This is a genomic window from Pseudonocardia aurantiaca (assembly GCF_039526725.1).
GTDB lineage: Bacteria > Actinomycetota > Actinomycetes > Mycobacteriales > Pseudonocardiaceae > Pseudonocardia > Pseudonocardia aurantiaca.
This window is the reverse complement of the sequence record NZ_BAAAJG010000011.1, coordinates 264,662-278,161: the sequence shown is the minus strand read 5'-3', so window position 1 is coordinate 278,161 and position 13,500 is coordinate 264,662. Positions and strand designations below refer to the sequence as shown.

Sequence of the window (13,500 nt, the reverse complement as noted above, 5' to 3'; positions counted from 1 at the left end):
GCCGCGGCTTGTAGGCTGCAGCGCAGTGGCCCTCGGCTCGGACAATCGGAGGGAAACAACGTGGTGCGCCCCAGCAGCACTGGCTCGAACGGAGTCCAGTCGATTGATCGCGCCTTCGTTCTCCTCGACGTCCTCGCGCGGGCCGGGAGATCCATGGCCGTCAACGAACTGGTCGCTGCGTCCGGCCTCCCCCAGCCCACAGTCCACCGCCTGGCCCGCACGCTCATGGAGTCCGGCCACGTGCGCCAACTGTCCAGCCGTCGCTACACGCTGGGCCCGCGCCTCATCAGCCTCGGCGAGGGCGCAGCGCGCATGCTCGGGGCGCGGGCGCAGCCGGATCTCGCTCTGCTCGCCGACGAGGTCGGAGAGACGACCAAGCTGGGCCTGCTCGACGGCGAACGCGCCGTGTACGTCGCGCAGGTGCCGGGTCGTCACTCGATGCGGATGTTCACCGAGGTCGGTCGCCGGGTCTATCTGCACAGCACAGGTATCGGCAAGGCAATTCTCGCGCAGCTACCCGCTGAGTCGGTGCGTAGGACATTGCTGGCTGCCGCGACGCCACGGCTGACGGACCGGACGCTGGTCGACGTCGAGGAGATCCTCGATGAGCTGGAGAAGATCCGACGGACGGGGCACGCCGACTCCGACGAGGAGCAGGAAGTCGGCCTGCGGTGTATCGCCGTGGCGGTTCCAGGTGCTCCGACACCAGCCGCCATCTCGTTGTCAGGCCCCACCTACCGGCTGACCCCCGACATAACGGACGACGCGGTCCGTCACCTCCACTCCACAGCGCGGAGAGTGTCGGAATACTTCGCGTGAGACCGCCGCACCCAACCCGTGGATCAGCGGACGGAACGGTCGGCCGGAATCAGGCGAAATGCTTGGCCACCGCGGTTGCGGTCTCGCGCAGTAGCGGCACGACCCTGTCGACCACCTCGGCAGTGAGCCGACTTGCCGGGCCGGACACCGAGATTGCCGTGAGCGTTGCCGCGTCGGGGACTGGTACAGCGACGCAGCGGACGCCGACCTCGTGCTCGCCGTCGTCGACCGTGTGGCCGCTTTCGCGGATCTCGGCCAAGACCTGTAGGAGGACGTTGACGTCGGTGATCGTCCGATCCGTCAATGGAGGCATGCCGGTCGAGGTCATGAGCTTGCCTACCGCGGAGTCAGACATCTGCGAGAGCAGCGCCTTACCGACGCCCGTTGCATGAAGATGGACACGGCGTCCCACTTCGGTGTACATGCGCATCGAGTGGTGTGAGGGAACTTGGGCGACGTACACAGCACGATCCCCGTCGTACAAAGCCATGTTCGCGGTCTCACCCGCGACCTCAGCAAGTTCCCGCAGATCTCGCTGAGCCCCGGCCGCCAGCATGTGCGAGGCGCTTTCGCCGAGCCCGATCAGCCGAGGTCCCAGTGTGTACTGCCGTGACGCGTCCTGCCGTACATAGCCGGACTCGGTTAGCGTGCGAATGATCCGGTGGATCGTCGGCAGCGGCAGGCCTGACGCCGCGGCAAGTGCGCTGATGGACATCTGGCCGCCGGCCTCCGACATCAGATGCAGAAGGTGGAAGGCTCGCCCGACCGATTGCACTCCGACCGGCGTTTCCGCGGCCAACTGTTCCTCCCGATCGGGTGCGAGGAGCTGACGTCTCAGTAACTCCTCGCCGGGAGTCTACTCAACCCTCCTACGGACTACTGGTCCAGCCGGAGGTGATCCTGGAGCCCGGCCCGATCCGCCGGGGCCGGTGAGACGGCTCGCCGTCGTCCGCGGGGGGTCGGCGAACTCGTGGGTGCGTGGTGTGACCTGCGGTCGATCGACACTCGGAGGATGCCGGTGGAGTAGGGCAATGGTTCTCGAGGCCAGATGATCGTCGGGTTGCCCCGGTCGTGCCGGCCGCCCCCGTGGGCAGGGCCGGGGCAATCGCCCGTCATCCGTAGCGGCGCAGGTCGTGAAAGAAGTGATCGATCACCTGCAGCTCACCGCAGCGGGTCACCTCGTCGTAGACGTACTTGCCGACCGCGAGGTCGAGCACCCCGAGGCCGAAGGGCGAGAACACCACCGGCCGGCCCGTCGGAACCGTCACCCGCCCGGCCATCACGTCGTCCAGCGTGCCGTGCAGGAAGTCCCGGTTGCCCGCGAGCTGCTCGGCCAGGTGCGGCGATGTGTCGGCCTTGAGGCAGTGCTCCACGTCGTCGACGATGTTGGTCGAGGCGAGCACGATCTCCGGAGCGAGGTCGCGCAGCGACACGTGCAGCACCACCGGGTTGTGGTCGAACCACGACACGTCGCCGACGTGCGGCCGGCCGGCGACGGTGGCGAACACGACCAGGTCGCTGGACCGAATCAGTTCCTCGGCGCTGTCATGCACCATGATGCGACCGGCTGCGCCGGATTGCTCAAGGTGTCCGCGGAAGCCGGCGGCGCTGGCGGCGGACATGTCGTGCACGCCGATCTCGTCGAACGACCAGCCGGTGGCGGCCAGGAAGGTGTGGATGTAGCGGGCGATCAGCCCGGTGCCGATGAAACCGACGCGGGTGGGGCGGGCTCGCCCCCGGGTGAGCATGTCGGCACCCAGGGCCGCCGAGGCAGCGGTCCGGGTGGCGCTGATGATCGAGCTCTCCAGGCAGGCGAACGGGTAGCCGGTGTCATGGTCGTTGAGGATCAGCACCGCGGAGGCCCGCGGGATACCGGCGGCGACGTTGTCCGGGAAGCTGGAGATCCACTTCATCCCGTCCACGCGGATCGGCCCGCCGATCGACGCGGGCAGCGCGATGATCCGCGCGGACGGCCGGTCGGGGAACCGCAGGAAGTAGGACGGCGGGTTCACCGATTCCCCGGCGCCGTGTAGCCGGTAGGTGGCCTCGACCAGCCCGACGATCTGCTTCTCCCGCCCGCGCAGCGCGCGCTGGACCTGGGCGCCGGAGATCACCGCGAACGGCGGCACCCCGACCTGGGGCGCGCTCACCGTCCGCCTCCCGGGACAGGCATCCGCAGGGGCTCGCTCATGCCGACGAGCACCTCGCGGTCTCCCTGGTAGGGCTCCCGGCTGTGTGCCATCCGCACGTTGTCGACGAGCATCAGGTCGCCGGCCTGCCAGGGCTCGCGGAGGGTGTTGGCCTCATAGACCTGGTTGAGCAGTGCCACGACGTCCTCGCCGACCGGGTCACCGCCGCCGAAGCACGTGGTGAACGGGAGGCCATCGGCGCCGTACATCTCCACCAGGTACTCGTGGACGTCGGGGTCCATCGTCCACTCGTTCAGGAAGGCGATCTGGTTGAACCAGCACGGCTGCTTGGTCACCGGGTGCCCGACCAGCGCAGGGCGGCGCTGCCGGGTGCGTAGGCCCCCGTCGGGCTGCCACTCGAGCTCGATCGCGTTCGCCCGGCAGTAGGCCTCGACGGCGCCGCGCTCCGCGGTGCCGAACGCGTCGGCGTAGGACGCCCCGATCTCGTCGTTGTAGTTGCGGACGAGCATCCAGCCCTCGCGCGCGAAGCGCTGCACCAGTTCCGGCGGCAGCGCGTTCATCACCGCCGTCGAGTCGGCCACCGCGGTCACGCCCCCCGCCGTCGGCGGGGTCAGGCACGCGAACAGCATCAGGGAGGGGATCTCGAGGGTGTAGCTCAGCTCGTGGTGCATGCACATCGGCTGGTTCGCCGGCCACTTTGTCGAGGAGTAGACCCCGTCGGCGTAGGTCTGCCGCGACGCGAACGCCTCCCGCTCGGCCATCAGGCCGGTGCCGAGCCGTTGGAAGACGGCCGCGACCTGTGCCGCGTCACGCAGCCCGAGACCGCGGACCAGGACAGCGCCGTGCTGGGCCACCGCGGCCCGCAGCCCGTCCCGGTGCTGGGCGGCCCAGCCCGGGGCGTCGGCGGTGGGGTCGACCTGCAGGAGCGGGGTCCGGCCGGGACGCTGTTCGACGTCGAGCGGCGCCGCCAGATGGGGGGACGACATCGCGGTCTCCTCTTGTCGGGTCGGTTCAGGTGATGGAGTCGGTTCGGATCTCTCAGGCGTATCGGCAGGCGATGGCAAGACTCCGTTCGTTGTTGCCTTCGGTCGCGCTGCCGATCAGCTCGCTGGTCCGTTCCGGATTGCTGTCGATCGGCCTGCTGTTCATCAGGTCGGCGAGATCGGCCAGCACCGGATGCCGGGTGACGTCCTTCAGAGACACGACGCGGTTCAGGGCGACCACGAGTTTCACCGCGGACAGCGAGGAGCCGCCCAGCTCGAAGAAATGGTCGCGCCGACCGATCTGGTCCGCTGGGACGCCGAGGACTTGCGCCCACGCTCGTGCCAGCAGCTTCTCGGTCGGCGTGCTGGGCGCCTCGTAGTCAGTCTCGGTGACCTCGAGCTGGTCGGCGAGCGTGGTCAGCGTCGAACTGTCGATCTTGCCGTTCGGGGTCAGCGGGAGACGCTCGCGCCAGCGGAAGGCCGAGGGCAGCATGTACTCGGGCAGCCGTTCGGTCAGCCGGTCCCGCAACACGTCGGCCTCGATCGCCCGCTCGCCCGAGTAGAAGGCCACGAGGCGTTTGGCGCGGTCGGCTCCGTCGGCGACCACCACGGCGCCGTCGCGGATCCCGGGCACACGCAGCAGGGCGTTCTCGATGTCGCCGATCTCGATCCGGAAGCCACGGATCTTGACCTGGTTGTCGCGGCGGCCGAGGAAGTCCAGCTTGCCGTCCGGCCGCCAGCGGCCGTAGTCGCCCGTTCGGCAGATGCGTCGGCCCGGGCGATGCGGATCGTCCCCGAACATGCGACGGGTGCGCTCGGGGTCGTTGACGTAACCGCGGCCGGCGCAGACGCCGGAGAAGACGATCAGGCCGGGAGCGCCGAGCGGCACCGGTGACAGGTGCACGTCGACGACGTAGACGGTCGTGTTCTGGATCGGGAGGCCCAGCGGGATCTGCGCCCCGTTCGGGACCCCATACATGATCTCGTGGACGGCGTCGTCGGAGGTCTCGGTCAGCCCGTAGGTGTTGACCAGCCTGGTGCCGGGCTGGGCCGCGAACCACCGACGCACAAGCTCCTTCTTCAGGAAGTCACCGGTCGGGCACACGCAGTGCAGATCCGGCAGCTCGCGGGGATGCTGTTCGAGATAGGACAGGAGGATGTCGAGGTAGGAAGGCACGACCTGGAGCACGCTGGCCCGGGCCTCGCCGAGCGTGTCGACGAGCCGCGCTACGTCCAGGACCACCTCCTGCTCGACCAGCAGGGTCCGGCCGCCGACCAGGAGCGCGCCCACCAGTTGCCACACCGAGATGTCGAAGCACTGGGGCCCGGTCTGCGGGATGGCCTCCCCCTCGCGGACCCCGAGGTCGGCGAGCTTGGCGTAGACGTGGTTGAGCATGCCCGCGTGCTCGCACATCGCGCCCTTGGGCTCCCCGGTGGAGCCCGAGGTGAAGAGCATGTAGGCGAGCTGATCCGCCCCGACGTCGACGCCGAGGTCGCCGTCGGCGTGGCCCTCCGCATAGGCCGTGTCCACATAGAGTGTCTCGACCCCGGATAGCGTACCGAGAGCCTGGTCGAGTGTCGTGGTGCTGGCGCGTTCGGTCAGCACGAGCGGGCTCTCGGCCCGGCAGATGGCGGTCCCGATCCGCCCGGGAGGGAAGTGCGGCTCGAGGGGCAGGTAGGTCAGCCCGGCTTTCCAGATCGCCAGCACGGAGGCCATCCAGTCCAGGTTGCGCTCCGTCACCACGGTGACGACCGCTTCGCGCCGCAGCCCCCGGGCCAGCAGGGCCCGGCCCAGCCGGTTGGCCCGTGAGTTGAGCTCCCGGTAGGTCCACTGCTGGTCGCCGTGCACGGCCGCGACGGCGTCCGGATGCATCGCCACCCGCTGCTCGAACAGCTCGTGCACCCGCAGGTCCGGCAGCTCCCGCCGAGGCCCGTCGAGCCCTTCGAGCTGAACGTGGAGCTCCTCGGCAGAGAGCAGGCTCTGCCGCCGGTGCTCGGCGTCCGGATCGGCGGTGATGGACGCGAGAGCGGCGAGGTGATAGCCAGCGATCCTGGCGGCGGCGTCGCCGTCGAGCACGTCGGTCCGGTAGCGCAGCCGCAGCGCGAGCCGGCCGCCGCGCCGCGGGAAGCCGACCTGCAGCACGACACCATCGGCGAGGTCGTCGCCCGCACAAACCGGATCCGACCCGGAAGGATCAGGCCCGGACGGCTCGAACACCGTCTCGAACAGAGAGCCGCTCGGGCCGTGCTCGCCGTTGCCGTCGGCTGGCCCGAGCTGCCGCGACCGGGCGGCGGCGAGCAGCACCGCCAGCCAGGTGTCGGGCTCGGTCGTCACCTGACAGGGCATCGGCCGGGCGCCCTCACCGGCCGCGTACCCGGTCACGATCTCGCGCTCGCCCGACATGGCGGAGAGCACCTTGGCGTGCGCGGCCAGCAGCACGGCGTCGAACGGCACGGCCTGCTCGTCCGCAACGCGGTGCACCGCGGCCAGGAGGTCGCCCGGAATCGCGGTCTCGTGCTCGGCGATGCCGGGGACCGGGTCGAGGGTCCACCGCGAGATTGCGGTGAAACCGGCGGTCGCGGCTGCTGTCGTCATCTGGTTGTTCCTCCTCGATCGCGCGGTCGTCATCGGCCTTGCTGCAGGCCCGCATCGAGTACGGGCAGGTCGCCGTAGCCGAACCACCGCATCTCTGCCGGGTCCGGCGGCGGGACCGGCGCCGCGGCCGTCAAAGGCTCGGGGCTCGGAGCGAGCTCCGCCGAGGGCGGCACCAGGCCGCCGGCGGCGACCGACGTGCCTTCCACGGGCGCGGCGGACCGGGGCTGCTCTACGAGCACCGGAGCCGCGGCGTTCAGGGCCGGGGCCTCCACGACCAGCATGGGGTCCCTCATCTCGTGCGCCGGGTTGCCGCCCCAGTGCGCGTTCGGCGGCACCTCCTCGCCCTTCATGAGGAAGGAGTCGGGGGCGAGCACCGCGCCGTCGCCCATCGTCACGCCGTAGTGGACCAAGGCGGCGGTCCCCACGGTGCAGCCGGAACCGACCGTGATGTAGTCGGACTTGTAGGCGTAGTCCTCCTGCGAGTGGCACTGGATGGCCGACCCGGCGTTCAGGGTGACGTCGTCGCCGATCGTCACCATGTTCTTCTCGGCCATACTGCAGCCATCGTCGAAGAGCCTCTTGCCGAGCCGGACGCCCAGCATTCGCCACGCCAGGTTCTTGAACGGGGTGCCGTTGAGGACCATGTGCGCGTCCGAGCTGTTCTTCAGGAAGCGTTCCACGCGCCAGAAGTCGAGCTGGTAGATCGAGCAGTACGTCGGCCGCAAGGCCCGGAATCCCCTGGCTGCACGTTCGACCAGCACCTGGTAGAAGACACTGATCACGAGGCTCAGGACGGCCCAGAGGGCGAGCGCCGACGTACCCCGCGAGGCGTACAGGTCCGTGGCGCACAACGCCCCAAGAATGAGCACGAAGCTGAGGAACCACTGCGCCAGCAGGTGCAGTGCGATGGTGACGGTGTTGTGCCTGTTCTTGCCGGCCAGCCCTCGGCGCAGCTCATCTCCGCTGGCCAGGTGGTGGAACCTGCTGTCCCGAGCCACGGTGCGCGGGATCTCGAAGCTGGGCGAGCCCAGAAGGCCGACGTTCTCCCGAACCTCTCCATCGATCGGGACCAGGACCTTCGTCCCGAGTAGACAGTTGTCGCCGATCTTGCCCTGCGAGGGATACGTGATCACGTTCCCGGTGAAGCTGTTCGCTCCGATCGACGCTCGGGACACGCTGAAGGACGTGCTCGAGAAGTCGGCGTTGACGAACGAGATTCCGTCAGCGCACACCGTCCCGGTACCGACGGAGACCAGGTACGGGGTCTCGTGCCTCGTTTCCTTGCCGAAGTTCGACCCGGCCTGCACGAGGGGGGAAAGCTTGTACCCCAGAAAGCGCAGATAGTGGGCGATGTAGGAGCTGTCACCGAAGAGTGTCGTCAGGAACTTCGCGTTCGTCATACGCGCGATCGTCCGGTGGAGCGCGTAGTGGAAGCCGTACAAGGGGTAGACCTTGTCCGGCTCGATCGCGAGGTTCAGCACGCGAGGGACGGTGAACGAGACGAGGACGGTGAGGAGCAGGGCGCCGAAGAAGAACACGACGGACGCGATCAAGGCCTGCCCGTAGAACGACCAGGACGTCCATGTCAAAGGCTCCGAACCCAGGAGCGCACCGAGCCACGAGATCTCGCTGAAGAACAGGGACGCGACGCCGAACGCCAGCGGTACGTACAGGACCAGCACCTTCAGCAGTTGCAGGGCGCTGTAGACGGCCCTCCTCGCGCTGCCGCAGTCGGCCGCGCCGGCCGGCCGGTAGTTGGTCTCGCTCCGCTGCCCCGGGGATCCGTGCCAGCGCTCGCCGTCGGGTACGGACTGTCCCCTGTGCAGAGACGAGGAATGACCGATCTGGGCCCCGTCCCCCATCGAGGTCTCGATGTCGATCACCGTCGCCTCGCCGACGAACACGTCCTTCCCGAGGGTGACCGTGCCCGTCTGGATCAGGCCGGCGTGGGCCCGGTAGCAGGTGAGGAAAGTGTCCTTGCGGATGACCGTGCCGTCACCGATGGTGAGAAGGTCGGTGCAGACGGGCATGTGCTTGGAGAAGATTACGACGCCCCGGCCGATCTTCGCCCCCAACGCCCTCAGATAGAGCACGTAGAGCGGTGAACCGATGAACAGGCGGACCAGCGGGTTGGCCTGGATCAGTGTCTTGACGAACCAGAAGCGGACATAGGCCAGGCTCCAGACGCGAATCTCCTGGGGTTTCCAGCGCCCGATGAGCACCCACTTGGCCAGGATCGGAAGGGTGCACTGGAGAAGGAAGATCGCGCCGCCGGTGGCCACGGCTCGCAGGTACTTGTCGAGCAGGGTCTCCCCGGCGGTGATCCACAGGAAGGCGCTCTCGAAGATGCGCGCGTAGACGAAGGCGTATCCAAGGAACAGCAGAAACTGCAGCGCTCCGCAGAACAGGTACTCACGCGTGCTGGCCGGCCTCCGAGCCTCGGGCTTCGGCGGCACCGGCGAGCTGGTCGACGCCGGGGCCGAGGAGCCGACAGGGGCCGTGGGCGCCTGGTCGGTGAACGCGATCGCCAGGCCCCGGATCGTCGGGTGCTGGTAGACGTCCTTGATCGAGATCGACGGCAGGTCCTCGCGCTTGCGCAGCCGGGCGCAGAACCGGGTCATCACCATCGAGTCCGCGCCCAGCTCGTCGAAGAAGTGGCTGTCGGCCGTGACCTGGTCGCTGCCCAAGACCTCCGCCAGCACCTCGGTCAGGGCCCGCTCGGTTTCACTGCGCGCCGGGGGCGGCGCCGCGACGGGCGCGGGCGCGAACGCCGTGGCCAGGCCCCTGATCGTCGGGTGCTGGTAGACGTCCTTCATCGAGATCGACGGCAGGTCCTCGCGCCTGCGCAGCCGCGCGCAGAACCGGGCCAGCACCATCGAGTCCGCACCCAGCTCGTCGAAGAAATTGGCATCGACCTCGACCCGGTCGACACCGACGACCTCGGACAGCAGCGCTGAAAGCTCCCGCTCCGTGTCGGTGGTCGCTGCGGCGCCGGCGGGCGAAGCCGGCGGCTTCACCCGGTCCACGGCCGGGAGGGGCTTCTCGGCCCGCGGCACCGGGAGGTCGATGACCTGCAGCTCGGGGAGGTCGATGGCCTGGGGTACCGGGAGGTCGATGGCCTGCGGCACGGGGGGTTCGACGGCCTGCGGCACCAGGAGGTCGACGGCTTCCGGTACGGGGAGTTCGATGGCCGGCGGCGCCGAGGCTTGGGAAGCCCGCAGCAGGTCCGATTCGATCTCGTCGATCTCCGTCCAGTAGCGGCGCGCCGCGCCGTTCCCGTCGATCCGGTCCCCGTCGATCCGGCCCCCGTCGATCTGGCTCACGTACTCGATCTCCCCGTCGGGATTGACCCGACCCAGATCACCGGCGCGGAAGATTCGGCCGGACGGGTTCGCCGGGATGCCCAGGAAGTCGGGGATGTACGCCTTTTCGGTGAGGTCGTCGCGGTTCAGGTAGCCGCAGGCCAGGCCGATGCCGGCGATGCCGATCTCACCGGCCGTGACGTCCACGTCCAGCGGGACGTACGCGGCCCCGATCTTCAAGACGGCCAGGATCGCGGCGTAGGAGTCGGTCGGACGGTCCAACAGCAGCCCGATCCGATCGCCGGCGCCGGCACCGCGTAGACGAAGGTACCGGGCGAGCTGATTGGCCCGAGCATCGAGCTCGTCGTAGGTGAGCGACCCATCGGGGGAGTCGATCGCGTGCTTGTCCGCCCGGCCGTACGTGCGAACCCAGTCGCAGCGCACCTCGAACAGGTGGTCGAGGCGCTCGCCCTTGTGGCGGACCCGCCAACCCTGCGCCTCGTGCTGGTCCATCAGGACCAGCTCGGAATTCGGTGTGACCAGCCGGGCGTCGGGCTGCGCGGCGAGCGTGACGCCGTCCTGCCTGCGCTGCTCCCGGCGGGCCTGCAGTTCCACCGGAGGGCCGGGCACGTTCTTCGTGACCTGCCCGCAAGTGCCCTGTGTCAGCGCGGTCATCGCGTATCCCTCGGGGTTGTGGAGCAATCGGTACGGGTTGTCGGGGCCGGTCGGAGACCGCACGGTGGCGCGTCAGGCCGCACGGGAAGCGGCGGTCAGCTCGCCGGTGCGTAACACGTCCTCGCCGTAGAGGTCCTGCACCCAGTCGCTCTGGTAAATGGTCTCGAGATAGCGCTCGCCGAGGTCCGGGGCGATGGCCGCCGCCGTGAGGTCGCGCGAGTCGTGCAGGTCCAACCAACTCATCGCTCCGCTGACGACCGTGCCGGTCGAGCCGCCGAACAGGAACCCGCGGCGGGCGAGGCGGTGGCAGACCCGGATGGCGTCCGCCTCGTCGACGTGGACGACCTCGTCCACGAAGGACTCGTCGAGCAGCGGCGGGCGAACGTTCATGCCAAGGCCGGGGATCAACCGGCGGGACGCCGGGGTACCGAAGCTCACCGAGCCGGCCGGGTCCACTGCGACGATCCGCACCTGCGGGTGCCACTCGCGGAAGTAGCGGGCGCAGCCCATCAGGGTGCCGGTGGTGCCCGCGCCGACGAACAGCACGTCCAGATCCGGGAACTGCCTGGCGATCGCCGGCCCCGTGGTGCGGTAGTGCGCCTTCCAGGCGTCGGCGTTGGTGTACTGGTCGAGCCACACATAGCGCGCATCGGAGGCGCACAGCGCGCGGACGTAGTCCAGCCGCGCGCCGAGGAAGCCGCCGACCTGGGCTTGCTCGGTGATGGTGTGCACCTGGGCGCCCAGCGCCTCCATCAGCAGGATGGTCGCCTGGTTGCAGCGCGAGTCGGTCACACAGAGGAACTCGTAGCCCTTGCTCGCCGCGATCATGCTCAGCGCCACGCCCAGGTTCCCGGACGAGGACTCGACCAGGACGGACCCCGGGGTCAGCACACCGGCCCGCTCGGCGGTCTCCACCATCGCATTGGCGGCCTTGAGTTTGACCGATCCGGCGAAGTTGAAGCCCTCGCATTTCAGGAACAACGGGCGCCCGATGATCGACTGGAGATCGACGTAGAGGTCGTTCTCATTGAACTCCTGGGGAACGGATATTACCGTCACGATGACTCCCTCGTCAGTCTGGCCGGGAGACCGGGAGATCATCGACCAGAGATTCCGCACTGGCCGTAATAGTGGAGCCGGAGGCGGCGCCGAACGATGGTGACAGCCCGCCGACCTGCGAGACTTCCCCCCTGAGCGCCCTGGGGTTTTCCCGACGTGCGAGCCCAGAACGGAGCCGGCAAACACGGGGATTTGCCGGAGAGGGCTGCCCCCCTTGCCCGAGGGGGGTGGCCCCAACGGGTGTAGGGCCGGCCCCATCGATCCCACCGTGGATCGAGAGCAATGGTTTCCTGGTTCAGCGGACTGGACAGAATGTACCTCGAGGGGACGTGGCGTTCATGGCAGCTGAATCACCAGAACTGGAACGGCGGGGTGTGCCGTCGGCGAACGCTGTCACCAGCGGAACTCGGGCCATCGCCGGCGGTAAGCCGCGTGTGGTCGGAGTGGACGTCGCGCGGGGTCTCGCGCTGATCGGGATGATGGCGACACACGTCTTCGCGACACTTGACGACAACGACAACCCGACGGTGGCGACTGTCGTGGCGAGCGGTCGGGCGGCCGCGACCTTCGTGCTGGTCGCCGGGGTGAGTCTGGCGTTCCTGTCCGGTCGGCGCACGGCCGTGCGAGGGCGTGATCGGGGTGTCGGCCGGGCTCGTCGTCCGCGCGGTACTGGTAGGCGCGCTTGGCCTCGCCCTCGGGTATCTCGGGCATTTCAACGGGGTCGACGGGATTCTGCCCTTCTATGGTCTGCTGTTTCTGCTCGCGATCCCGCTGTTGGGCTGCGCACGGCCCGTACTGATCGGGATCGCCGCGGCGGCGATCGCCCTTGGCCCGCTGCTCATCGTGGCGACAGCCGGCGCCGGGCTGCCCCGCTCCGACTTCGGCCCCGACCCGACGTTCAGCACGCTGGTCCACGACCCGGTCGGGCTGCTCGTCCAGTTGTCCCTCACCGGCACCTACCCGGCGATCGTCTTCCTGGCCTACCTTCGTCTGCGTGGGGCTGGTGATCGGACGGCTCGATCTGGGCTCCCGCCGTACTGGGTGGTGGCTGTTTGGCGGCGGGCTGGCGCTCGCTCTTGCCGCCCGCGCGGTGTCCGCGCTGCTGCTCTACCGGATGGGCGGGCTCGCCCAGCTCATCGAGCAGAACGGCCTCGGCGACGACCCGGGCGGTGTTACGGCGTTGCTGTGGGAGCCGGCCACCCCGATGTCGTGGTGGTATCTCGCGCTGCGCACCCCGCACTCGTACACGCCGGTCGACCTGCTGCACACCCTCGGCTCGGCCGCCGCAGTGCTGGGAGTCGCCCTGCTACTGACCCGGTTGCCTGTCGTGGCCCGGGCGCTGGCGCCGCTCGCCGCGGCGGGCAGCATGTCGCTCACCCTGTACTCCGCGCACCTGGTGCTGCTCGCGACCGGTGTCCTGAACGGCGAGCGAGTGCTGCTGTTCCTGTCGATGGCCGTCGGAGCTCTCGCGCTGGCCGGCCTGTGGCGGCGGCGGTTCCGGCAGGGCCCCCTCGAAGCGGTCGTGACCGTGTCGGCCGCCTCCGCGCGACGAGCCGTCACGCGCATGCTCGCGCCTCGACCATAACTGTCCCCGCAGGGTTTTCGCTCCTGGCGGCCGTTCCTATCTGTTGCGAATCCTGCCGGAGGCACGAACCTGCGCGTGACGCCGTCACGTCAAGAATGCAGAGACGAACGCCCCGCGCCGGGCGGCCGGGTCGTTCTGCTCGCTGTAGGCGTTGCATACCTCGGAACCCGCCACCAGCAGCTTCGCCCGCGGGAGTTGCGCTCGTCGGCCCTGCTGGACGAGTGGCGCAAGCAAGAACAGCTGACCGGTGCACGTGCGGTGAACGCATCCCCGGAGGCTCGATCCCGCCGATCTCTGCCTGGGCCGCGACATAGAGCGCCGCCGAATCCCC

The 13,500-nt window shown here is 69.1% G+C and carries 9 protein-coding genes; 3 read left to right on the top strand and 6 right to left on the bottom strand.

Annotation, left to right across the window (positions count from 1 at the left end):
- Positions 1–60: 60 nt before the first annotated feature.
- A complete protein-coding gene (locus ABD143_RS19150) occupies positions 61–819 on the top strand; it encodes an IclR family transcriptional regulator (RefSeq protein ID WP_343980302.1) in 759 nt (252 codons plus the stop codon).
- Between the two features lie 49 nt (positions 820–868).
- On the opposite strand, the gene ABD143_RS19145 is transcribed toward ABD143_RS19150, so the two are convergent.
- The 6 genes from ABD143_RS19145 to sbnA all read right to left on the bottom strand — a co-directional run bounded on the left by ABD143_RS19145 (position 869) and on the right by sbnA (position 11,584).
- Entirely contained in the window at positions 869–1,618 is a 750-nt protein-coding gene (locus tag ABD143_RS19145; protein ID WP_343979884.1) for an IclR family transcriptional regulator, read from the bottom strand.
- Between the two features lie 313 nt (positions 1,619–1,931).
- Entirely contained in the window at positions 1,932–2,969 is a 1,038-nt protein-coding gene (gene sbnB / locus ABD143_RS19140) for a 2,3-diaminopropionate biosynthesis protein SbnB (RefSeq protein WP_343979881.1), read from the bottom strand.
- A complete protein-coding gene (locus tag ABD143_RS19135; protein ID WP_343979878.1) occupies positions 2,966–3,955 on the bottom strand; it encodes a TauD/TfdA family dioxygenase in 990 nt (329 codons plus the stop codon). The genes sbnB and ABD143_RS19135 overlap by 4 nt, the downstream gene beginning before the upstream one ends.
- A gap of 52 nt (positions 3,956–4,007) precedes the next feature.
- Positions 4,008–6,548, bottom strand: a complete 2,541-nt coding sequence (locus ABD143_RS19130) for a non-ribosomal peptide synthetase (protein ID WP_343979876.1) — start codon at positions 6,546–6,548, stop codon at positions 4,008–4,010.
- Between the two features lie 29 nt (positions 6,549–6,577).
- The gene (locus ABD143_RS19125) at positions 6,578–10,525 is read right to left on the bottom strand and encodes a Pls/PosA family non-ribosomal peptide synthetase (protein WP_343979873.1); all 3,948 of its coding nucleotides are present in this window, start codon (positions 10,523–10,525) and stop codon (positions 6,578–6,580) included.
- 72 nt (positions 10,526–10,597) lie between these two features.
- Positions 10,598–11,584 (bottom strand): 2,3-diaminopropionate biosynthesis protein SbnA, encoded by a 987-nt coding sequence (sbnA, locus tag ABD143_RS19120; protein ID WP_343979870.1) that lies wholly within the window; start codon positions 11,582–11,584, stop codon positions 10,598–10,600.
- A gap of 338 nt (positions 11,585–11,922) precedes the next feature.
- Here sbnA and ABD143_RS38260 point away from each other — a divergent pair, with 338 nt between their 5' ends.
- Both ABD143_RS38260 and ABD143_RS19115 read left to right on the top strand, forming a co-directional pair.
- Complete coding sequence (locus tag ABD143_RS38260; protein WP_379659874.1) at positions 11,923–12,591, top strand: heparan-alpha-glucosaminide N-acetyltransferase domain-containing protein; 669 nt, start codon at positions 11,923–11,925, stop codon at positions 12,589–12,591.
- A complete protein-coding gene (locus ABD143_RS19115; RefSeq protein ID WP_343979867.1) occupies positions 12,579–13,169 on the top strand; it encodes a DUF418 domain-containing protein in 591 nt (196 codons plus the stop codon). The genes ABD143_RS38260 and ABD143_RS19115 overlap by 13 nt, the downstream gene beginning before the upstream one ends.
- The last annotated feature ends 331 nt before the right edge of the window (positions 13,170–13,500 follow it).

Bases quoted from the DNA above. Each gene is read 5' to 3' on its own strand.
- ABD143_RS38260 (WP_379659874.1), top strand. From the start codon at position 11,923: ATGGCAGCTGAATCACCAGAACTGGAACGGCGGGGTGTGCCGTCGGCG.
- ABD143_RS19125 (WP_343979873.1), bottom strand. From the start codon at position 10,525: ATGACCGCGCTGACACAGGGCACTTGCGGGCAGGTCACGAAGAACGTG.
- ABD143_RS19135 (WP_343979878.1), bottom strand. From the start codon at position 3,955: ATGTCGTCCCCCCATCTGGCGGCGCCGCTCGACGTCGAACAGCGTCCC.
- ABD143_RS19130 (WP_343979876.1), bottom strand. From the start codon at position 6,548: ATGACGACAGCAGCCGCGACCGCCGGTTTCACCGCAATCTCGCGGTGG.